22 protein-coding genes are annotated in these 22,537 nt (G+C 35.4%); 8 read left to right on the top strand and 14 right to left on the bottom strand.

Going from position 1 to position 22,537, the window contains the following annotated elements; all coding sequences use genetic code 11:
• Positions 1-143 precede the first annotated feature (143 nt).
• From pnpS to MKY69_RS02980, 3 genes are all read right to left on the bottom strand, one after another.
• Positions 144-1,481, bottom strand: a complete 1,338-nt coding sequence (pnpS, locus tag MKY69_RS02990) for a two-component system histidine kinase PnpS (protein ID WP_003106364.1) — start codon at positions 1,479-1,481, stop codon at positions 144-146.
• Positions 1,465-2,184 carry a response regulator transcription factor gene (locus tag MKY69_RS02985; protein WP_003104099.1) on the bottom strand — a complete coding sequence of 240 codons (720 nt, stop codon included), beginning with the start codon at positions 2,182-2,184 and terminating at the stop codon, positions 1,465-1,467. The genes pnpS and MKY69_RS02985 overlap by 17 nt, the downstream gene beginning before the upstream one ends.
• A gap of 171 nt (positions 2,185-2,355) precedes the next feature.
• Positions 2,356-2,739, bottom strand: a complete 384-nt coding sequence (locus MKY69_RS02980; RefSeq protein WP_003104707.1) for a VOC family protein — start codon at positions 2,737-2,739, stop codon at positions 2,356-2,358.
• Positions 2,740-2,930: 191 nt separating this feature from the next.
• Here MKY69_RS02980 and MKY69_RS02975 point away from each other — a divergent pair, with 191 nt between their 5' ends.
• The 4 genes from MKY69_RS02975 to MKY69_RS02960 all read left to right on the top strand — a co-directional run bounded on the left by MKY69_RS02975 (position 2,931) and on the right by MKY69_RS02960 (position 6,343).
• On the top strand, positions 2,931-3,089 hold the full coding sequence (locus MKY69_RS02975; RefSeq protein ID WP_003105237.1) for an SPJ_0845 family protein: 159 nt from the start codon (positions 2,931-2,933) through the stop codon (positions 3,087-3,089).
• Positions 3,090-3,174: 85 nt separating this feature from the next.
• Positions 3,175-4,080 carry a permease gene (locus tag MKY69_RS02970; protein WP_003106363.1) on the top strand — a complete coding sequence of 302 codons (906 nt, stop codon included), beginning with the start codon at positions 3,175-3,177 and terminating at the stop codon, positions 4,078-4,080.
• Positions 4,077-4,892 carry a TIGR03943 family putative permease subunit gene (locus tag MKY69_RS02965; protein ID WP_003103478.1) on the top strand — a complete coding sequence of 272 codons (816 nt, stop codon included), beginning with the start codon at positions 4,077-4,079 and terminating at the stop codon, positions 4,890-4,892. Before MKY69_RS02970 ends, MKY69_RS02965 begins: the two co-directional genes overlap by 4 nt.
• 95 nt (positions 4,893-4,987) lie before the next feature.
• Positions 4,988-6,343, top strand: a complete 1,356-nt coding sequence (locus tag MKY69_RS02960) for an MFS transporter (RefSeq protein ID WP_013793738.1) — start codon at positions 4,988-4,990, stop codon at positions 6,341-6,343.
• A gap of 26 nt (positions 6,344-6,369) precedes the next feature.
• Here MKY69_RS02960 and MKY69_RS02955 read toward each other — a convergent pair whose 3' ends face one another.
• The 9 genes from MKY69_RS02955 to yycF all read right to left on the bottom strand — a co-directional run bounded on the left by MKY69_RS02955 (position 6,370) and on the right by yycF (position 17,369).
• Positions 6,370-6,858, bottom strand: coding sequence for a YkgJ family cysteine cluster protein (locus MKY69_RS02955; protein ID WP_445684233.1), 489 nt, complete (start codon positions 6,856-6,858; stop codon positions 6,370-6,372).
• A gap of 40 nt (positions 6,859-6,898) precedes the next feature.
• Positions 6,899-8,512, bottom strand: a complete 1,614-nt coding sequence (gene ftsY / locus MKY69_RS02950; RefSeq protein WP_003106359.1) for a signal recognition particle-docking protein FtsY — start codon at positions 8,510-8,512, stop codon at positions 6,899-6,901.
• A complete protein-coding gene (locus tag MKY69_RS02945) occupies positions 8,512-9,339 on the bottom strand; it encodes a Cof-type HAD-IIB family hydrolase (RefSeq protein ID WP_062806892.1) in 828 nt (275 codons plus the stop codon). Before MKY69_RS02945 ends, ftsY begins: the two co-directional genes overlap by 1 nt.
• The gene (locus MKY69_RS02940; RefSeq protein WP_340790946.1) at positions 9,332-10,138 is read right to left on the bottom strand and encodes a Cof-type HAD-IIB family hydrolase; all 807 of its coding nucleotides are present in this window, start codon (positions 10,136-10,138) and stop codon (positions 9,332-9,334) included. The genes MKY69_RS02945 and MKY69_RS02940 overlap by 8 nt, the downstream gene beginning before the upstream one ends.
• A 16-nt stretch (positions 10,139-10,154) precedes the next feature.
• On the bottom strand, positions 10,155-13,700 hold the full coding sequence (gene smc / locus MKY69_RS02935; protein WP_340790945.1) for a chromosome segregation protein SMC: 3,546 nt from the start codon (positions 13,698-13,700) through the stop codon (positions 10,155-10,157).
• Entirely contained in the window at positions 13,701-14,393 is a 693-nt protein-coding gene (rnc, locus tag MKY69_RS02930) for a ribonuclease III (RefSeq protein WP_003103277.1), read from the bottom strand.
• Positions 14,394-14,490: 97 nt separating this feature from the next.
• Positions 14,491-15,300 carry an MBL fold metallo-hydrolase gene (locus tag MKY69_RS02925; RefSeq protein ID WP_037619792.1) on the bottom strand — a complete coding sequence of 270 codons (810 nt, stop codon included), beginning with the start codon at positions 15,298-15,300 and terminating at the stop codon, positions 14,491-14,493.
• A 4-nt stretch (positions 15,301-15,304) separates the two neighbouring features.
• A complete protein-coding gene (gene vicK, locus MKY69_RS02920; RefSeq protein WP_004234616.1) occupies positions 15,305-16,666 on the bottom strand; it encodes a cell wall metabolism sensor histidine kinase VicK in 1,362 nt (453 codons plus the stop codon).
• Entirely contained in the window at positions 16,659-17,369 is a 711-nt protein-coding gene (yycF, locus tag MKY69_RS02915) for a response regulator YycF (protein ID WP_003102576.1), read from the bottom strand. Before yycF ends, vicK begins: the two co-directional genes overlap by 8 nt.
• Before the next feature lie 247 nt (positions 17,370-17,616).
• On the opposite strand from yycF, the gene MKY69_RS02910 reads away from it, so the two are divergent.
• Genes MKY69_RS02910 through MKY69_RS02895 form a run of 4 tightly spaced genes read left to right on the top strand, consistent with a single transcriptional unit; the run spans position 17,617 to position 20,604 of the window.
• Complete coding sequence (locus MKY69_RS02910; protein ID WP_003106355.1) at positions 17,617-18,396, top strand: amino acid ABC transporter ATP-binding protein; 780 nt, start codon at positions 17,617-17,619, stop codon at positions 18,394-18,396.
• 12 nt (positions 18,397-18,408) lie between these two features.
• Positions 18,409-19,224 carry a transporter substrate-binding domain-containing protein gene (locus MKY69_RS02905; RefSeq protein WP_003106354.1) on the top strand — a complete coding sequence of 272 codons (816 nt, stop codon included), beginning with the start codon at positions 18,409-18,411 and terminating at the stop codon, positions 19,222-19,224.
• Positions 19,225-19,237: 13 nt separating this feature from the next.
• Positions 19,238-19,942, top strand: a complete 705-nt coding sequence (locus tag MKY69_RS02900; RefSeq protein ID WP_003104614.1) for an amino acid ABC transporter permease — start codon at positions 19,238-19,240, stop codon at positions 19,940-19,942.
• A gap of 14 nt (positions 19,943-19,956) precedes the next feature.
• The gene (locus MKY69_RS02895) at positions 19,957-20,604 is read left to right on the top strand and encodes an amino acid ABC transporter permease (protein WP_003104005.1); all 648 of its coding nucleotides are present in this window, start codon (positions 19,957-19,959) and stop codon (positions 20,602-20,604) included.
• 22 nt (positions 20,605-20,626) lie between these two features.
• On the opposite strand, the gene MKY69_RS02890 is transcribed toward MKY69_RS02895, so the two are convergent.
• Both MKY69_RS02890 and MKY69_RS02885 read right to left on the bottom strand, forming a co-directional pair.
• The gene (locus MKY69_RS02890) at positions 20,627-21,634 is read right to left on the bottom strand and encodes a DUF3114 domain-containing protein (RefSeq protein WP_340790944.1); all 1,008 of its coding nucleotides are present in this window, start codon (positions 21,632-21,634) and stop codon (positions 20,627-20,629) included.
• Between the two features lie 187 nt (positions 21,635-21,821).
• Positions 21,822-22,532 carry an MIP/aquaporin family protein gene (locus MKY69_RS02885; RefSeq protein ID WP_003106349.1) on the bottom strand — a complete coding sequence of 237 codons (711 nt, stop codon included), beginning with the start codon at positions 22,530-22,532 and terminating at the stop codon, positions 21,822-21,824.
• Between the last annotated feature and the right edge of the window lie 5 nt (positions 22,533-22,537).

Below are 22,537 nucleotides of genomic sequence, written 5' to 3'. Positions count from 1 at the left end.
AATATATTTTTTTACTTCTTGTAGATTTGCTACATGTTTAGTATACCAATGCTTTGTAAAGGTTTATCCCCTATTTTTGTAAAGATTTTGTAAAAGTTTATATTTCTAAAAAATATTTCCTAAACATTAAAAAAAGAAGTCTTTTAGGCTTCTTTTTTCTCTGAAATAATACTTGATGGTAAGGTTAGGGTAAAGATACTTCCCTGACCAAGCTGACTAGAAACACTAATTTTGCCAGATAAGATTTGACTAAGTTCTTTCACTATTGAAAGACCTAGACCAGTTCCACCACTTTGGCGACTGCGTCCTTTATTAACTCTGTAAAAGCGTTCAAATATCCGTTCGATTTCTAACTGACTAATACCAATTCCCGTGTCCTTGACACATATTGTGATATTGTCTTTTGTTTCTCTAGTAATAACCATTATATCCCCGCCATCCTCAGTATAACGAATGGCATTTGATAGAAGATTTAAAATAATCTGAGACAAAAGGTATTTATCCGATTCAATGATAACATTAGCTTCTAAATCATATTTCAAATGTAAATGTTTTTGCTGCAATTGATGTTTTAAGCTATTGCCAATATACTGGAGAAATTCATTCAAGTCGATATCAGTTTTCTGTAATTGAGTCTTTTTAACCTTCGAAAGCGTCAGCATATGCTCAACAATGTGTTCTAAGCGCAAGCTTTCATTATAAATAATATCCAAGAATTCTTTTTTTAAAACTTCTTCATCTTGCGGCATTGACTTGATGGTCTCCGCAAAACCTTTAATAGAAGTTACCGGTGTTCTTAATTCATGAGAAGCATTTGAGATAAAATCCATGTTCAATTTTTCGTAATTCCGAATCATTGTTAAATCATAGAGTAAAACTAAAACTTGCTCAGTCTCTTGAACATCATTTAGAATTGGAACGACTGTCACTTCTAAAATCAAATCACCTTCATGAAATCCACGAAGTTCTTTTTTTATGGTTTTGGTGCTTAAAAATGTCTGTTTAACTAAAGACTTGATATCCGTTCGGCTAATATCATCTAAAACCTTATAATCGATTTTTGTATCTGGAAAATAGTTAGGCAAGGATTTACTATGTATAACGATATTTTTTTTTCGATCAACCAAAAACATGCCCATTGTTAGGTGGGATAGCAAAGCTTGAAGGTTTTCAGACATACCTTTGATGCTTGCTTTTTGTTGCTCTGTTTGATTTCGAAAATTTCGTAAAATATGGTTTAGTTCCTGAATTGTCTCATCTGAAGAATAATTGTAATACCTTAAAGTATAGGCATTCTCTACTAATTCATCTAAGTCATTTTGAGTGTCGTGCATATTTTTTATTGCGAATACTGATATCAAAATCAAGAGGATAATAAAACTAATCCAAACTTGCTTATTTCCATAGTCGAAATAGATAAAAAAACAAAAGAGCCATAATAATATATTCGTGATTGCTAGGATACTAAGACTTTTTCTCATCCTTTAACTCCTTAAATTTATAACCGTAACCACGAATGGTTTTGATAAACTTAGGATTTTTCGGATCATCTTCAACTTTTTCTCTCAGTTTACCAATGTGGACATCGACTAATCGTGTTTCCTGACCAAAATCATAACCCCAAATTCGTTCAAGCAATCGTTCTCTTGTTAAGGTCATATTAGGATGCTTTATTAAATAAAGTAATAATTCATATTCTTTTGGTGTCAGGTTTAACATGTCATTATCTTTATAGACTTCATGACGATCAGGAAAAACCCGTAGCCCATTAACGACCCATTGCTCATCACTCAAATCATTATCATCAGTTTGATCTTTTTCTGTTCTACGAAGTATAGCTTTTACTCTTGCAATTAACTCTCTTGGGCTAAATGGTTTGGTTAGGTAGTCATCAGCACCCAATTCTAGGGCTAATACTTTGTCAAATTCATCCCCTTTAGCTGAAACCATCATAATAGGGGTTGTGATTCCTTTTGCTCGAATTCTTTTACAAACTTCTATCCCATCTAATTGAGGAAGCATGATGTCTAGTAAGATAAAGTCAAAGTGTTCAGTCTCTGCTAATTTTAAAGCTGACCGACCATCACCGACTAATTCTGTCTGATAGCCTTCTTTGGCCAAATGATAATCTAATAAACGAAGAATATGTTCCTCGTCATCCACTAGTAAAACATGTTTTTTCATTACTTTCTCCTATGAAGTTAATTATATCACATTTCTCAGAAAACATAATTAAATCTAGAATTGAGATCAAAAGTAAAAAATCTGTATTCAACTTCCAAATTTATATAAAAAATACTTTCCAAAGCATAATGAACTTTGACAAGTATTCTTCCCTATTAATATAAGTTATGTTCAGATTGTTAATTCAATAATGTTTCCTTCTGGATCATTAATAACCGCCTCATAATAACCGTCACCTGTTGTACGCGGACCATTTTGAATAGGAAAACCTTGGTCTTGCATGTAGTAAGCAAACTCATCAACTGCTTCTTTCGAACCTAAAGCCAATGCTAAATGTGCAAAGCCAAATTGTTCATGGTTTTGGTCAGCAAGATTAGTTTTATTCATTATTTCTAAGCGAGCACCTGACGCAAATGTTAAAAAGTATGAATAAAATCCAGTTTTAGGGTTATGATAAAGACTTGTAGAACTTGCTTCAAAATAACGGCAATAAAATTCTTTCATTGCTTCCATATCTTTAACCCATAGTCCGATGTGTTCAATTTTAACTTGCATATTTTTTCTCCTTTTCTTCTTAAGTTAAGTATAAGACTTTCGTGGTAAAATAGCTTGTATAAAAGAAGCTAATACTGATACTATTATCTTATTATAATTCTCTCTTCAATTAAGAATTATGATTTATCTTTTCATTTCCCTTTAAATGATAGTATAATAGTGGTATATCTATAAAGAAAGTTGGTAGAAAAATGGCAATTACACATAAAAAAAATGACGAATTAGAAAAAATGATGTCAGGTTTTGCAAGTATTCCAAGTTTTGACAAACCAATAGATGTCGATGCTGAAGGCAAAATCATTCCTGCAACCAAAGAAGAAAATAATAAAAAAGAGGTTGACAAACTATGAGTTATCAGTCAGGAAGTCCACTGACTTCTCTTTTTTTGCTGATATCTTACTTAAATCATGATGTTTTTAGAAAGGGGGAGAGATAATGCAAATCTTTTCATCTCTTCCACCAGATATTCTTCAATGGTCGGCTATCTTTTTGTCGATTATCATTGAGGCCTTACCTTTTGTTTTGCTAGGAACTATTCTATCTGGTTTTATTGAGGTTTACATTACCCCAGATATTGTCCAACGCTACTTGCCAAGGCAGAAATTTCTGAGAATCCTTTTTGGGACCTTGATTGGTTTTGTTTTCCCATCTTGTGAATGCGGCATAATCCCAATCATCAATCGTTTCCTCGAAAAAAAGGTCCCTTCCTATACTGCAATACCCTTCTTAGCAACTGCACCAATTATCAATCCGATAGTGCTCTTCGCAACCTATTCAGCTTTTGGAAATTCCTTACGCTTTTTATTACTGCGTTTACTAGGAGCAATCATTGTCGCTATTTGTTTAGGAGTCTTGTTAGCTTATTTCGTGGATGATGATATTCTAAAGGAATCGGCTGAGCCAGCTCACTTACATGATTACAGCCAGGAAAAATGGTCTAAAAAACTATATTTTGCCTTAGCTCACGCCATAGATGAATTCTTCGACACGGGACGTTATCTTGTTTTCGGTACATTAATTGCCTCTGGCATGCAAATCTTTGTTCCTACTCGGATTTTAACAAGCATTGGGCACAATCCGCTCACTGCCATTCTAACGATGATGCTTCTTGCATTCATCCTTTCTCTTTGCAGTGAGGCAGATGCCTTCATCGGTGCTTCCTTGTTAACCACCTTTGGTTTTTCCCCCGTATTAGCCTTTTTGCTAATTGGACCTATGGTTGATATCAAAAATTTGATGATGATGTTAAAAGCCTTTAAGAAAAAATTCATTATCCAATTTATCTCCGTCTCTGCTTCGGTTATTATCCTATATTGTTTATTAGTGGGAGTGATGTCATGATCAGATTTTTAGTCTTAGCAGCTTATTTTGAACTAACCATGTACTTAGAATTATCCGGAAAATTGGATCAGTACATCAATATTCGCTATTCTTATTTAGCTTATATATCAATGGTCCTATCTTTTCTGTTGGCCACTGTTCAACTCTATACTTGGATGAAAAATATTAAAGTTCACAGTCATCTGCACGGGAAAATGGCTAAGCTGACAAGTCCTTTGATTCTAGTCTTACCAGTTCTGGTTGGACTTTTGATTCCAACGGTCAGTCTTGATTCAACAACTGTTTCAGCTAAAGGCTATACTTTTCCACTAGCAGCTGGAACGTCAAAAAATGGAATAAGTGATGATGGAACAACTGTTCAATATTTAAAACCCGATACCAGTCTCTACTTTACCAAATCAGCCTACCAACGGGAAATGAAAAAAGAGATGAAAAAGTATCAGGGAAATCAACCTCTACAGATTACCAGTCAGAACTATATGGAAATAATGGAACTAATTTATCTTTATCCAGATGAATTTAGTGATCGTGATATTTCTTATACTGGTTTTGTTTACAACGAACCTGGTCATAAAGACTACCAATTTCTGTTCAGATTTGGTATTATACATTGTATAGCTGACTCGGGTGTCTATGGTTTATTAACGACTGGAAATCAGGTTTCCTATCCAAACAATACTTGGTTAAACTTAAAAGGTCATATCCAAACTGAGTACAACAAAGATTTACAACAGACCTTACCTGTTTTACATATTACAGAAGTCCAGCAAGTCAACAAGCCTGATAACCCATACGTCTATCGTATTTTTTAACCAATCCTTTTGAAAAGTCATTTCGACGGACCTACTGCTTGAAATGACTTTTCTTTTGTCAAAAATCACAAAACAAGAATAGAAATGGAGAATCTATGCCATCCAAAGAAAAAACTGTATCTAGAGAAACCTTTTTTGCTATAGTAGCAATTGCTATGATTGGCTTTTCAGGTATTTTGTCCGAAACTAGCATGAATGTTACCTTCTCTAAATTAATGACTGTATATGATCAGCCTTTAACTAATTTACAATGGATAACAACTTTATATTTACTATCAGTTGCCATTATGACTACTGTATCAGCCAGTCTTAAACGTAATTTTGGCGAACGTCAAATTTTCTTCACAGCTTCTAGTATGTTAATTGTCGGAACAATTCTTGCCCCTGCTACAAATTCATTTGTGATTATGCTCATTGCTCGAGTCATCCAAGGCCTAGCAACGGGAATGATTATGCCTCAAATGTTTAATATTATTTTAGAACGGGTTCCTGAACGCAAATTTGGAACTTACATGGGGCTTGGAGGTTTAATCATTAGTTTGGCACCAGCTTTCGGACCATCCTATGGTGGCTTTATGATAAGTCATTTTGCTTGGCAATGGATTTTTATCTGTATTCTCCCTTTTCCAATTATTGCTAGCTTTTTAGCCTTCAAATATCTTGAAAATTCTCCTAAGGGTGAGAAATTGTCCTTTGACTACCTTTCTTTTATATCATTAGCTGTTGCTCTGACCTTAGCACTTCTTGTAATCACTAGCCTAGAGTCCGGACATCTAAATCCTTTCTACTTAATTGGCTTTATGATTAGCTTATTTTTCTTCATCTACCGAAGTTTACATAGTCCAAAAGCGTTTTTAGATATCCGGATATTAACATTACCTTCTGTAACTTTTGGATTAATCCCATTCTTTATATTTCAATTAATAAATTTAGGAATTAATTTCATAACCCCAAATTTTATTGTCTTGGATAAGATTGCTTCTTCTTCTCAAGCAGGGATGGTTCTTTTGCCAGGTACCTTATTAGGAGCTCTTCTAGCCCCAATCCTTGGTAAACTATATGATACAAAGGGTCCTAAAATTTCTCTTTATTTAGGAAATAGCTTACTCATAATTTCTTTAATCTTTATGACAATGACAACAAAAACTTTTTCAACCCTGGCTTTCACTTTCATTTATATCATTTTTACAATTGGACGAAATATGGGATTTAACAATACACTAGCTACAGCTATCAAAAAATTGCCAAATGAAAAAAATGCTGATGCAACAGCTATTTTTCAAATGATGCAACAATTTGCAGGTGCGTTAGGCACTGCCCTAGCTTCAATCATTGCTAATAGCCATGCTAATTTTACTTTAGGAGTTCAAAATGTTTATCTCCTATTTACAGCATTTGCTTTAATAAGTTTATTTAGCTATTTTGGTATGTTCAAAGCATTAGCAAAATAAAAAAAACTTCCACGATTGGAAGTTTTTTAGATTCTATCTTTTAATTTCTCCACAAATAGATAAGCTGCTGGGCAGATTAAGGTATTTTTTAGAGTTAATTGATTAATTTGATAGATTTTTTTGCGGTCTGTATGAGGGAATTCTCGACAGGCTTTTGGACGAACATCATATATACTACAGAGATTATCATCCCCTAAGAAGGGACAGGGCATCGACTGAAACATTTTATCCCCGTCTTCGTCCACTTGTAAAAACATGTTCTCAAAAGCTGGCATCTTCATTTTGAAATGTTTTGAAATGCGTTGAATATCTGCTTCTGTAAAGAGTGGCCCTAAACTTTTACAACAATTAGCACACTTGGTACAATCAATTTCTTGAAAAACCTCTTGATGTACTTCTTGAACAATTTTATCCAAGTTCTTAGGTGCTTTCTTTTTTAAGGTCGCTAAGAATTTGCGGTGTTCTGCCTGTTTTTGTTGGGCTAAATTTTTATACTTTTCCAAGTCAATACTCATACTTGACATGTTTTCTCCTCTTTTTATAGACTATGTTTGCCTAAATAATATCACCCAGTAAACCCTTCATGAATTCTTCAGAGTCGAATTGACCTATATCATCGATTTTTTCTCCAAAGCCGATGAACTTAACAGGAATATCCAATTCTTGTCTGATGGCTAAAACGACGCCACCTTTTGCTGAGCCATCAATTTTTGTCAAGATAAGGCCAGTAAGTGACATGATTTTTGAAAACTCTTTTGCTTGGCTAAGCGCATTTTGTCCTGTTGAGGCATCTAAGGCTAACAAGGTTTCGTGAGGAGCATCTGGGATAACGCGTTTGATAATGCGACCCATTTTTTCCAGTTCAGCCATCAGATTTTCTTTGTTTTGCAATCGACCTGCGGTATCAATTAATAATATATCAACATTTTCAGAAACTGCTCGTTCAACACCGTCAAAAACGACGGAAGCAGGATCAGCTTTTTCTGGTCCCATAACTACTGGTACATCAACGCGTCGTCCCCATTCTGCTAACTGAGCAACTGCACCAGCACGGAAAGTATCTGCTGCTACTAACATTACTTTTTTGCCTTCATTTTTATACTTGTATGCGAGTTTCCCAATTGAAGTTGTTTTACCTACACCATTAACCCCTACAAAAAGCATAACTGTTAGTCCTTTTTGGTAGTTAACAGCTTCATTATAGACGCCATCTTTTTCATAGATATCAACTAATTTTTGAACAATGACACGACGAAGATCTTCTGGCTTTTTAGCATTTTCTAATTTCACTTCCTGACGAAGCTCATCAGTCAGCCTAGTTGCCACTGTTACACCAACATCAGATAAAATGAGCATTTCTTCTAATTCTTCAAAAAATTCTTCATCTACTCTTCTGAAATTTGCAAAGAAAGCATTTAATCGAGCTGTAAAACCAGTTCTCGTTTTAGCTAGTGACCGGTCATACTTATCTTGGTCACTTTCATTTAGCTCGGCGACAATAACTGGTTCAACTTCTGTAATGACGGGATCAGCTTTAGGTTGAATTCTTCCTTCACGGATATCTTCTTCAAAAGCTGCCTTGCGTTTGTAGTATTCTTCCATCATTTGAATGCTAGAAGCTGAAGGCTGAACTGATTGTGACGCTATCATTTCGGAATCTACTCTTTCAGACTTAGATTCACTTCTTGTCATATCTGGTTCATCATCAAGAGCTAAATTTTGGTCATCAGAAGATAAGTCTTCATCTTGATTATTTTCAGTCATTGCTGGACTGTCATCACTCTTTGTCATTTCTTCTTTATGAGCCATGTTCACTTGATTAGTATCCAGTTCAGGTGTTTCGACAATTTCTTGAATATCTAATTTTTCTTCATAGTCATCGCTGTCTTCAATAATCTCCACAGACTCATTATCTAGATTTGCTGATAAATCTGGTTCATCATCAAAGACCTCAAAGTCGTCATCATTGTCACCATCATAGAAAGGAACATCTGTTTCCAAAGGGTTTTCCGATTCACTCTCATCTTCGAAAGGTTTCTCATCAGACATTTCCATCGGAAAAACTTCTTCTAACTGTTCCTCGTCAACCTGTTCAATCTTTTCTTGTTCAGTATCAAGGTTTTGATTTTCTTCTTTTTTATGTCCGAATAGACGATCAAATAATCCCATTAGTCTACCTCTTTTAATATGTACTTGTGAATTGCTTGTGCAACACCAGACTGATCATTTGTTAAAGTTGTGACGTCATCTGCAACTTTTTTTGCTTGGGACGTCGCGTTAGCCATTGCAATACCGAGGCCAGCCCACTTAAGCATGGATAAATCATTGGCTTCATCACCCATAGCCATCACATTCTTTGCCTCTAAGCCGAGGTGTTGGCACAAAAGGTTTAGACCAAAGGCTTTATTAATTCCTTTGGGCATGACTTCAAAAATGATATCACGTGATTTAAAGGATTCGTAATTTCCAAACAAGTCTTGATTTGCTTTAGCTAATTGTTGATCCAAATAAGTCGCGTCTGTAACTGTTACAATTTTATTATAAACAATCTTTTTAGATAAATCTTCAATCGAGTCAATTTCAATAAAAGATAATAAAGGGTTGGCTAGGTAATATTGGGAATGACACCCATCCGAGCTTGGAATACTATAGACCGTTCCTTCACTTAAAATATCAGTCGGTAAACCAATTCTATCTAGTTCCTGATGAATCACTTTGACATCGGACAAAGCTAAAGCACTCTTGTCTAAAATCAATCCCGTATTTTTTTGAACCAGTCCGCCATTAAAGGTAATTGAATAATCTTCTTCATTGACTAAATCAAGCTCTTCAAGTAGATTACCAATAGCTTTTAGGGGACGACCAGTTGTAATCACAACTTTGACGCCTTTGTCACGCACAGCTTTCAATGCTTCTTTATTAGCATCTGTTACTGTTTTTTCAGTGGTAAATAAGGTTCCATCTAAATCCAAGGCTAAAATTTTAATATCAAACATCTCTAACCAACCCTTCTAAATAGCTCAAAACAGAAGCATCATTACAATGACCAATCACTTCTTGACTAATTGCTTTTATTTCTGGTCTAGCATTTTCTGTGGCAATGGCTGTGCGCACATACTCGAGCATTTGAAAATCATTGAGATTATCTCCAAACGCCATGACTTGATTGGCTTCAATTCCCAATGCTTTACACAAATGCTCCATCCCAAAACCTTTATTAACTTCTGTTAAAATCACATCAATCGATTCAAAACCAGTCGTCACAGCTGTAATATATGGTAATTCTCGATCTAACCAATCACTACCATCTAAAACTGTATCACCTGAAAAAGTTGTCGTAATCTTATAAATGGCATCATCATCCATTTCATCAAAATCTGAGATAATTTTAACATTTTCATAGTAATGATAAATTTTATCAATATATGCTTGGCCCGCACCTTTTAAAATATAAGCCGCTTTTTGACCTGAAAAAGTCAAACCTGCCCCAGTATAATGAGGATTAATCAATATTTTCTTAGAAATTTCAATATACTGCTCTTTGGTTAAAAAGTCGGAGAAGATAACTTGACCTTGGTATTGAACAACTGAACCATTTTCAGCAATAACAGCAATCTTATCCAGATGTTCTTTAAATAATTCATCAATGGCTAATACTGACCGGCCACTTGCCACAGTAAAAATAATTCCTTTTTCAGCAAGTTTTGGAAGCAAATTTGCTAAACGGTCCTTATCATAAGTACCATCTTCTTTTAAAAAAGTTCCATCCATATCTGTTGCTACTAATTTTATCATGTTCCCCTACTTCTATTTATGATAAGAATCCTAGATTTTCTGATTCCTTTAATTTAACAGAAACAACTTTTGAGACTCCTGATTCTTGCATGGTAATACCATAGATACTGTCTGCTGCAGCCATTGTTCCCTTACGGTGTGTCACGACAATAAATTGACTATTCTTGTCAAAACGGTTAAGGTAGTCCCCAAAACGCTTAACATTAGCTTCATCTAAGGCTGCCTCAACTTCATCCAAAATTACAAAGGGAATTGTCTTAACTCGTATAATGGCAAATAGCAGTGCTAAGGCTGAAAGTGCCTTCTCACCACCAGACATAAGGTTCAAGGATTGAATCTTCTTACCTGGAGGTTGCACGGAAATCTCTACCCCAGCAGTCAACAAGTCTCCATCTGTTAGAACCAAATCAGCCGTTCCTCCGCCAAACATTTGACTAAAAGTCTCTTTGAAGCTTTCTCTAATAGCCTCAAAGGTAACTTTAAAGCGAGCTTTCACTTCATTATCCATGTTGCCAATTGTTCCTAACAACATATCTTTAGCTCGATTTAAATCAGCTTTTTGAGTATTTAAAAATTCTAGACGTTCTGCCACTTCGTCATATTGTTCAATAGCATCTAGGTTTATTGGACCTAACTGTTTAATTTTCTTCTGAAGTTGTTTGAGATTTTCTTTTGCCAAGTTAGCATCTTCCACGGCTCTACAGTCTTTTTGAGCATCCTCCAGTGTCATTTGGAAATCTTCAACCAGTGCTTTGGCATGACTCCGTAAGCGATCTGATACCTGTTCCACTTCAGCTTCTAGTTTTGTTTGTTTGCGGATAAAGTCCTCATTTTGGAACTGTAATTTGGTTAATGAATCTTCTAGTTCCTCTAATAATGCAGCATAATCTTCATTTTCAAAACGTAACTGAACTAATCTTTCTTCTACGCCTTGTTTGCTTTCTGCCAATTTTACAAGTTTCGTTTCTAAACTTGGTAATTGGTCAATATGTTCTTGTGAAACATGCAGTGTTAAAAGATCCTCTTGCTGACTTATATGATCTTGTGTAGATTGAATCCTATTTACTAGAGATTCCAAATTACTTCTTTCAAAACGTTGCTCATTAAGCAAATCACGTTCCTTAAGGCGTTTTTGAGATAAATCTTCCATAATCTGATTTTTCTTATCAGCAATAGCATCCTTGTTGGACTTGATATCATCAATATCTAGATTTAATTTTTCTTTTTGTTTAGCCAATTCAACTAACTTCTCTTCAAGAATCAATTTCTCATCTTGATTTTTTGCCAATTGTGACGTTTGATCATTAGTATCAAGCACCTCAAGTAAGGCACTAGCATCTTCAAAACGTTCTTTAACCTGTTGATAAAAGAGATTTGCTTTTTGTTCAGCAAGTCGAGCTTGCTCACCTCTTGTCTTGAATTCTTCAAGTTGAGCTTGTTTTGCTTGCAATTGTTGGAGCAATCCAGCAACCACTTTTTCTTGGTTTTTTAGATCCTGATTTATGGCCAATAGCTCTGCTGAAACCTGATCTAATTCTGGCTGAATAAAAGTTGAATTACTCTGTCTGTTAGCCCCCCCTGAGAAGGACCCCCCTGGACGTAATTCCGTTCCGTCTAAAGTAACAATTCGCACTTTATAATTTAACTTTTTAGCTGCGCTATTGGCATGGTCAATCGTGTCAAAAATAGCTGTGACATTAAGTAAATTTTTGATAATTGCATCTAGTTTCGAATCATAAGAAACGAGGCTTTGTGCTGTTCCAATAAATCCTGGACTAGTTTCTAGTTGCTTCTGGAAATTATCGGCTAAGTAACGTGCCTTAATTGTAGTTAAAGGTAAAAAGGTTGCTCTACCCTGGCGATTTTGTTTTAAATAAGCAATGGCATTTTTAGCAGATACTTCATTTTCAACAATAATATGCTGACTACTTGCACCTAAAGCCACTTCCATAGCTGTTTGGTAATCTTTATCAAAATTGAGATGTTCACTGACAGCTCCTAAAATGCCACCTATTTGTTTTGCATTCTGGAGAACTGCTCGCACGCCTGCATAAAATTGACTATGACTTCTTTGAATCGACTCTAAACTGGTTTGGCGAGCTTCTTTTGCCTTTTTCTGATCTAATATATCAAATAATTTACTTTGAGCAAGCTGATAATTTCCTTGTTCTTGACCAACTTTCTGATCTAAATCTTGATAGTTTTTTAATAGTTTTGCAACTTCTTGTTGACTTGCTTGAAATTCTTCAAATGCTTGTTTTTTTTCAACTATTAAAAGATCAACTTTCTGACTAGTCTCTTGATACTCTTTATCCTGATTAGCTTTCGTTAATTTTTCTTGCTCAATGTTGGCCACTAATAAACTAAGCTTATTTGATATGTCTGCCTCATCTTGCATCAGCTTGACATAGTCTTCTCTTAAATCCTCTATAACTTGGTCAGGATCAGTTGAAAAGCGAGCCATCTCTTCAGTTAAACGGACAACTTCTTGACTAAGTTGACTAAGTTGAACACTGACATTTTCTAAGCCAAGTGTTTTTTCAGATTCCTGGTTTTGCAAAGTAAGCAATTCTTCTTTAAGTTGTTTGATTCGACTACTAGCTTCTTCTTTTTTCTCACTTTTTTGACTTTTTTCAAGTTTAATTAATTCAATCTGACGTTCCAAATCAGACAAAGCTTTCGTTAACTCCAGTAATTGACCTTGTTTCAAGTCCATTTCTTGAGCCACTGTTTGTCTTTTTGTCTTTAGGCTTTGATTTTCATTTTCAAGCTTTTCTCGATGTTGGTGATAAGCAGTCATATCTTGCTTGATTGCTGACAATTCTTCTTCTTTGGTAGTTAATAGTACTTTATCCAGAGCAATATCACTGACTAAGATATCCAATTGGAGTTGACTTCTATCTTCATCTAAAAGAATAAACTCTTTAGCCGTTTTTGCTTGTTTTTCTAAAGGTGTAATTTGAGTTTCTAACTCATAGACAATATCATCAAGGCGGTCAAGATTATCTTGCGTTTGATTTAACTTACTTTCAGTTTCTTTTTTACGTGTTTTATATTTTAAGACTCCCGCAGCTTCTTCAAAAATAGCTCGTCTTTCTTCAGCTTTACTATTAAAAATTTCTTCAACACGTCCTTGTGAGATGATTGAAAAGGAATCTTTACCCAAACCTGTATCCATAAATAAATCATGAATATCACGGAGTCTAACTTTTTTACCATCTATTAGATAATCACTATCCCCGTTACGATAGATGTGACGTTCAACTCGAATTTCCTTATTCGCATCCTTGATAAATTGATCTGAATTATCTAAAATCACTGCCACTTCAGCAAAATTCAAGGCATTACGACTCTCTGTCCCAGCAAAAATAATATCTGGCATCTTACCACCACGAAGACTCTTGGCACTTGATTCACCCAAAGCCCATCTAAGACTTTCAGTAACATTACTCTTGCCAGAACCATTCGGACCAACTACTGCTGTAACACCTTTATCAAATTCAATTTTTGTCTTATCAGCAAAGGATTTAAACCCTTGCATTTCAATTCTTCTTAAAAACATTTATTCCTCTTTTAACTGCTCAAGAGCATTCTTAGCGGCAGCTTGTTCAGCTAATTTTTTTGATTTGCCTTTTCCTTGACTCAAGGTTTTTTCATTCGAAAGGACAGCTACTTCAAATACTTTATCATGAGCTGGTCCTTCTTCACTGATAACCTGATAATCAATGATAATATCACCTTGAGATTGTAAAAGTTCTTGTAAATTTGTTTTATAATCCATAACCTGTTCAAAGGTTCCTTTTTCAACTTGTGGAATCATTACTTGGTATAAGAATTTACGAACTTTTTCAACACCCTTATCTAATAAGAGAGCCCCTAAAAACGCTTCAAAGAGATCCCCTAAGATAGTATCGCGATTTCGTCCACCGGATTTTTCTTCTCCTTTGCCCAGTTTGATGTAATTATCAAAAGTGCAGAATCGCGAGAAGCCAGCTAAACTTTCTTCGCGGACGATCATTGATCTTTGTTTTGACATATCTCCTTCAGCTTTATTAGGATATTTTTCAAAAAGATATTCTGAAATAATCAATTGAAGAACAGCGTCTCCTAAAAATTCCAAACGTTCATTATGTGAAATGTTTAGGAGGCGGTGCTCATTTGCATAAGAGGTGTGTGTAAAGGCAGTTTCCAGTAAGTTTCTATCAGCAAAAGTAATATCAAATGAATCTTTTAGTAAGACTTCTAGCTTTTTCATAATTTCTCCTTTTCATTTGTCTACACAGAGACTAGTCTATTATACCAAAAAAATCAGCTAGAAGCTTGATCTAACTGATTTTATAATTTATTCTATTCTAGATATCTGTCAAAGGACTAGCCGTATCAGGGGAGGTATCGTAGACTTTGAAATCAGAACCGACAGCTAAGTCTGCCATAGCTAGTTGATTTTCCATCGTCATATGAGCCAACTCTTTGATATTATTTTCTTTACTCAAATGTCCAAGATAAATCTTCTTAGTAGCATTTCCCATACTTCGTATCATAGCTTGTGCACCATCTTCGTTAGATAAATGCCCTCTATCAGACAATATACGTTGTTTTAAGCTCCAAGGATAGCCACCAGATCTTAAAATTTCGATGTCATGATTTGATTCAATCAAGTAACCATCAGCATTTTCAATAATTCCCGACATGCGATCCGAGACGTAACCAGTATCAGTCAACATGACAAAGGATTTGTTATCCTTCATAAAACGATAAAACTGCGGATCATGGGCATCATGACTAACCCCAAAACTTTCAATATCAATATCACCAAAAGTCATGACTTTATCCCGATCAAAGATATGTTTGTGTTCGGAATCAATTTTGCCAATCATATTGCGGTCATCAATTATTTTCCAAGTATTTTGATTAGCATAGATATCTAAATGATATTTTCTAGCCAATACCCCGACACCTTTAATATGGTCAGAATGTTCATGTGTAATCAAGATAGCATCTAAATCTTCAGGTTTCCGATCAATCTCAGCTAAGAGACTTGTCATTTTTTTACCAGTGAGTCCTGCATCGACCAAAATCTTTTGCTTTGGTGTTTCCAAGTAAAAACTGTTTCCTGTTGAACCAGAGGCTAATATACTATATTTAAATCCAAAATTCTCCATAAATTTAGTCGATTTCGTCCTCCCATTCATCAACATCATCATACATAACAGCTTCTTTATCATATGGTAAGACTATTGTAAAAGTTGAACCTTTACTATACTCACTTTTAGCCCAAATAAAGCCTTGATGCTGTTTAATTATCTCTTTTGCAATTGCTAAGCCCAGACCAGTCCCACCTTGCGCACGACTTCTTGCTTTATCCACCCGATAAAAGCGGTCAAAAATAAGAGGTAAATCTTTTTTCGGAATACCCAATCCTTGATCAGAAATGGAAATAATGAGCTGATTATCAGTTGTTTTCATTTTAACTGTAATTTTACCACCATCAGGTGAATATTTAATAGCATTATTCAAAATGTTTTCAACGACTTGAGTCATCTTATCATTATCAATTTCAACCCAAATTGAGTTAATTGGATAATCTCGAATAATCTCATAACTTTTACCTGAAATGGTATTTTGGTTTTTGACCAAATCAAAACGATTCAAGATAGAAGTCATAAAGGCAGTGAAATTGGTCATCTCAACCGTCAAACGAGTCGCCTGATTATCAATTCTTGATAAGTTCAAGAGATCAGTTATCATTCGCATCATCCGGTTTGTTTCATCTAATGAAACCTTGATGAAACTTGGAGCAATATCTTCTTTTATGGCACCTTCATCCAATGCTTCCAAATAAGATTTTACAGACGTGAGCGGTGTCCGCAATTCATGACTTACGTTAGAAACAAATAAGCGTCGTTCACGTTCTTCTTTTTCTTGCTCTGTTGTATCATGGATTACAACAACTAAACCAGAAATAAAGCCACTCTCTCTTCTATTCAAAGCAAAACGTAACCTTAACGAATTAAATTCTCCAGTTTCATCACGCCGACTAATTGTAACAATTGGTGTTTTAGAAACTAACTCCCGATATGTATAGGGTTCATCAGCATCTAACAAATCCGTAATATTCTTTTTAAGTGCTTGCTCTTTGGTCATGTTAAGCTGATTTTGAGCCGTTTCATTGATCATCAAAATCTGACCAGAACGGTCGGTCGCTAAGACTCCATCGGTCATATAAGCCAAAATCGACGCTAAACGATTTTTTTCTTGGGCCAAATTCTCATGGGTTAACCGAAAAACATCTGATAAATCATTTAATTGCTCAGATAAATCCATTAATTCCATATCAGCACGCAAGTTAATATCGTCTGTATAGCGTCCATTGATTAAGTCTCTAATTTTTTGACTCATCTGTTTAATGATTTTTGCATTACGATAATCACGAACTGCCAAATGTACAAAGTAAATGGCAACAAAAATCAAAAGTAAGAGAATCGATATTTCAAATAAGGATAAATTTCCTATAATATTATTAGTCATGCGCCTTCATATAATAGCCAACACCACGTCTTGTCAAAATGTATTCAGGACGGCTAGGCGTATCTTCAATTTTTTCTCTCAAACGACGAACAGTTACATCGACAGTTCGAACATCGCCAAAATAATCATAACCCCAAACCGTTTCAAGCAGGTGCTCACGAGTCATAACTTGACCAATGTGATTTGCTAAATGATGCAACAATTCAAATTCACGATGGGTAAGCTCAACTTCATTACCATATTTTTTGGCAACAAAGGCATCCGGAAGAATTTGTAAATTTCCGATAGTTAATTCTTGTGTACCAGAGATAGCATTTTCCTCTGCGACTGCTGTTTCAATCGTCTCAGTTCTTCGTAAATGAGCTTTTACACGGGCTAATAATTCACGATTTGAAAAAGGTTTGGTCACATAGTCATCTGCACCGATTTCAAGCCCAATAACTTTATCAAATTCACTATCTTTAGCAGAAAGCATAATAATAGGGATATGACTTGTTTTGCGAATTTCCTTAGCTACTTCAAGACCATCCAACTCAGGAAGCATTAAGTCGAGAATAACTAAGTCAGGTTTTTCTTCTTCAAAAGCAGTTACAGCTTCACGCCCATCAAAGGCAGTAATTGTATCATACCCTTCTTTTGTTAAATTGAATTTGATGATATCTGAAATTGGCTTTTCATCATCGACGATCAGAACTTTTTTCATTAAATAACTCCTACATTTTATTTTTTAATTGCCAAAAGCTTGATACTATTGGCCTCTTCATATTCATATCTATATGATTATACCAAATTTCAACTATAAAAGACAATTGCAGCTATCAGATTACAGAAAATAGTACTGTAATCTAAATATTCTAAAAATTTTGACATGGTTGGGTAATTATGATAAAATTACCTCAATACTTTTTATGTCAGAAAATCTGACATAATCAAAAACAGAAGGAGACATTATGGCACTAATTGAATTCAAAAATGTTGAAAAATATTATGGAGACTACCATGCGTTAAAAAATATTAACCTGAGTATTGAAAGTGGCCAGGTGGTCGTTCTTCTTGGTCCGTCAGGCTCCGGAAAATCTACATTAATTAGAACAATCAATGGCTTAGAAAAAATTGAATCTGGTAGTTTAGTTGTAAATAACAAAGAAATTGCAAGTAAAACTGCCAAGGAATTGGTCGAGTTACGTAAGGAAGTCGGAATGGTCTTTCAACACTTCAATTTATATCCTCACAAAACAGTTTTGGAGAATGTTACCTTAGCTCCCATAAAGGTTTTAGGTTTACCTAAAAAACAAGCTCTTGAACTTGCAGAAAAGTATCTCACCTTTGTTAACATGTGGGATCGTAAAGATTCCTACCCTTCTATGTTATCAGGTGGTCAAAAACAACGTATCGCAATTGCTCGAGGATTAGCAATGCAACCTGAATTACTCTTGTTTGATGAACCAACTTCAGCGCTTGACCCAGAAACTATTGGGGATGTACTTGCTGTTATGCAAAACTTGGCTTCTGGTGGAATGAATATGATTGTCGTGACACATGAAATGGGATTTGCTAGAGAAGTTGCGGACCGTATAATTTTTATGGCTGATGGGGAGATTTTAGAAGACACTACTGATGTCGCTGGCTTCTTTGATCATCCGAAAGAGCCTCGGGCGCAGCAATTCTTAAGCAAAATTATCAATCATACTAGTGATCGTATTCCGGCTAAGAAAATATCAAAACCTTAAGGAGGTAGTTAGATGAGTAAATTGAAAAAATTACTGGCTCTACTCCTTTTTGTTCTATTGAGTATCTCCAATCTTCAACAAGTGAATGCCGACAGCAACAAATGGTTGTCTTCTAAGGAAATCAAGAAGATCCAAAAAGCAGGAATTATTCGAGTTGGTGTTAAACAAGACGTTCCAAACTTTGGCTACTACAGTCCAGACACTGGTAAGTATGAGGGGATGGAAGTCGAGATTGCTAAAGATATTGCTAAATCATTAGGTGTCAAAGCTGAATTTACGGCGGTTACAGCACAAACTCGTGAGGCCTTATTAGATAATGGACAATTGGATATGATTATTGCAACCTATACAATTACTCCTGAACGCCAAGCAAACTACTCTTTTTCCAAACCATATTATTTAGATGAAGTCGGTTTCTTAGTCAACAAGTCTGATGGCTTTAAATCAATCAAGTCACTAAATAATAAAACGATTGGTGTTGCTCAAGGATCAACCACTAAAGTAGCTATTGAAGAATTTGGCAAAGCAAACAATCTTCATTTCAAATTTGTTCAATTAGGATCTTACCCAGAACTAGCTATCTCTTTATATTCAACAAGAATTAGTGCTTTTTCTGTTGATAAATCAATCTTAACTGGTTATCAAAGTAAGCAAACACAAATTTTATCCGATGGTTTTAACCAACAGGCCTATGGTATTGCAAGTACTAAAGCAAATAAAAACCTTACCAATTACATTAATGACTTAATTAGTAACTGGCAAAAAGATGGCCATCTTAAAGCTATTTATAAAAAGCACCATTTAAAACCAGCTAAGGCTGACAAATAAGAAAGGAGCACTTATGGCTATTTTAACAGTAGTAACCAGTCCCTTTGCCCTTTCAAGATGGCAAAGTTTCTTTCAAAATTTAGATATTTTCTTCAAAGCCTTTTTATACACACTTGGCATGTCCATTGGCGCACTTCTCTTAGCCTTAATTTTAGGAACCATTTTTGGAGCTATGTCTACCTCAAAAAGAAAAAGCTTTCGAACTATCGCGCGTATCTACGTTGAACTATATCAAAATACACCTTTATTGGTTCAATTAGTCTTCGTCTTTTACGGACTTGCCATTATTACGCACGGGCACCTTATGATTTCGACGTTTATGACCGCTGTGCTCTGTGTCGGGATTTATCATGGCGCATATATCGCAGAAGTTATTCGTTCAGGAATTGAATCTGTGCCTCGGGGTCAAATCGAAGCGGCATTGTCTCAGGGATTTACATATGAACAAACGATGAGCCTAATCGTTTTGCCACAGGCCTTAAGAACTATCTTACCCCCAATGACCAACCAAGTGGTCAACCTGATTAAAAATACCTCAATTGTTGCCATCATTTCCGGTGCAGATATTATGTTCACTGCTAAAGCATGGGCATATGATACAACTAACTACGTCCCAGCATTTGCTGGAGCTGCTATTTTATACTTCATCTTATGTTATCCCTTAGCTCACTGGGCGCGTCATAAAGAAGAAGAAAACAAGAAAACTTATTCAGTATAAAAGGAGGAAAGCAAATGTCAGAATTATTTTCAGGTGCCAACCTTACTTTTATCTTGAAAGGTTTTGCCCTAACACTCTATATTTCATTCGTTTCAATTATCTTATCAACCATCTTTGGAACAATTCTCGCAATCATGCGAAATGGAAAGAATAAGTTATTTAAAGTCATTTCTGGAATCTATATTGAATTTGTCAGAAATGTTCCTAACTTACTTTGGATTTTTATCATCTTCTTAGTTTTTCAAATGAAATCAACACCTGCCGGTATTACTTCCTTTACGGTTTTCACCTCAGCTGCTTTAGCAGAGATTGTCCGTGGCGGTTTAAATGGTGTAGACAATGGACAAACTGAAGCTGGACTGTCACAAGGTTTGAAACCGTCGCAAGTTTTCCTTCTGATTGTCTTTCCACAAGCCATTCGCAAAATGTTACCAGCAATCATTTCTCAATTTGTCACTGTTATCAAAGACACATCGCTCTTGTATTCAGTAATTGCGATACAAGAACTATTTGGTAAGAGTCAAATTTTAATGGGGAAATTCTTCCAGGCTAAAGAAGTCTTCGCATTGTATGCTTTGGTTACGGGAATTTACTTTATAATCAATTTTATCATTTCAACACTATCAAGACGCCTAGCCAAGAAATGGGCACAGGCAAACTAAAAAAGGATCATTGGATCCTTTTTTAATCTTTAAAATTCACTAATTTAAGAAATCTTATTTTCCACTTATAGTACTGACTTTGTTTTTTCACATAACGATAAGGACTTCTACCTTTATAACCATAATATCCTTTGCCATTAAAATAGGACTGATCAAATTCGTCTGCTGCCCGATCATACCATCGTTTAACAATTAGCTTTGGAGAACGATATCCTTTTGAAATATCACGTCTAAATTGAGGATCATGTCGTCTGATTGGGTCAACATCTAAATCCCAGTGTCGTAAACCTTCTGTTCCATAATTAAAACTAGCACCATTAACTACACCACGTTCTGTAACTAATTCTGCGTCTGTTTCGTTAAGAAAGTTACCAAAACTGTCCAGAATAAATTCCGTATGGAATTTCATTAAAAGCTTAATATTATAGGAAATTTCATCATCCGGGAAAATCACTTGTCCATCTTCAAATTTCAATTTATTATGCAAACGTGACGATTCTTTAAAAGAATAATCGACTTGCTTTCGCCAAATAAAAGGCCCTCGTTTTTTTCTTAAATAAGAGGCCAGAGCTTGGGCATCAGTCATACCTTCTTTTTTGAAATTATTTCTTACATACTGAGCTTGCTGACTTGAGATGATATATCTAAACTGGTGAAGTCCTTTTTCTAATTTTCCTGGCTTACCAATACTACGTTCTGGAAAGGCCTGATTAACTTGCGCAGCAAACTCTTCCCAAAAATAATGATTGGGTTCTAAATCAGGATGGAAATGTTGCAGAATAGTCTTGGTTTCTTCGATTTGACCAGTCAGTTCTTTAGGAAGCTTGGCAATAGCCAAAACAAATTGTAAAACAAATTTGGGATTTTTATCAGTTTTATGAATGTTCCAATAAGTTAGAAAGAGAGGAGAGCCGATTCGGTAATCAATTCCAGGAAAATCATTAACTAAAGCTAAATCCTTTTTTGTCCAACCAATAGATGCCAAAAAGCGTAACTGATGATAACGTTTTTCAATTGGTTTAATTGCCATAGAACTCCTCCTCCCAAAATGTTTTTTTTCTATTATAGCTTATTTCCTAAAAAATCACACATGAAAAGAAAAAGAGTGGACAGAAATCAGTAATTCTGAGAATTTTGATTTTGTCGTCCCAATTAACACCTGCTTCTTATATAAAATTCTAAAAAAAGCTGAGACTCTGACCCCAGCTTTTTTTGAATTACATCATTCCTAAAATAACATTATATAGTAAGGCACCTAAAACCCCACCAACAATTGGGCCAAGAACAGGAATCCATGAATAACCCCAATCTGAATCGCCTTTATTTGGGATTGGTAAGAAAGCATGGGCAATACGTGGACCTAGGTCACGAGCTGGGTTGATTGCATAACCAGTTGTGCCACCCAAACCAAATCCGACAACCATAACTACGAAACCAACAATCATAGCACCAAAACCTGATGATAATTTATTTGGACCTAAAGCCATTACAGTGATGACTAGAATAGCAGTTCCTAGTGCTTCACCTAAGAAATTTGACCATGTGTGACGAATGGCTGGTGCAGTAGCAAAACAACCTAGAATGCTAGCTGAATCTGGTGTTTCTTTCCAGTGAGGATAATAGTGTAAGAACAAAAGAATTGCGCCACAGATAGCTCCAAGCATTTGTGCAATTAAGTAAATTGGAACTTGTCCCCAAGGAAGTGCACCAATTGAAGCCATTGCTAAAGTTACAGCAGGATTTAAATGAGCCCCACTCATGAAGCCAGTCATGTAAACAGCAATAGTTACAGCAAGTCCCCAGCCAAGAACAATAACGACCCAACCACTGTTTTGTGCTTTTGTTTTATTCAAAACTACGCCGGAAACGACACCATCACCTAAGAGAACTAAGACCATAGTTCCTAGGAATTCACCTATAAAGTTCATTATTA

It is taken from the genome of Streptococcus sp. FSL R7-0212, assembly GCF_038007985.1.
Taxonomy (GTDB): domain Bacteria; phylum Bacillota; class Bacilli; order Lactobacillales; family Streptococcaceae; genus Streptococcus; species Streptococcus parauberis.
The sequence above is the reverse complement of the archived record's forward strand: the minus strand, read 5'-3'. Positions and strand labels throughout refer to the sequence as shown.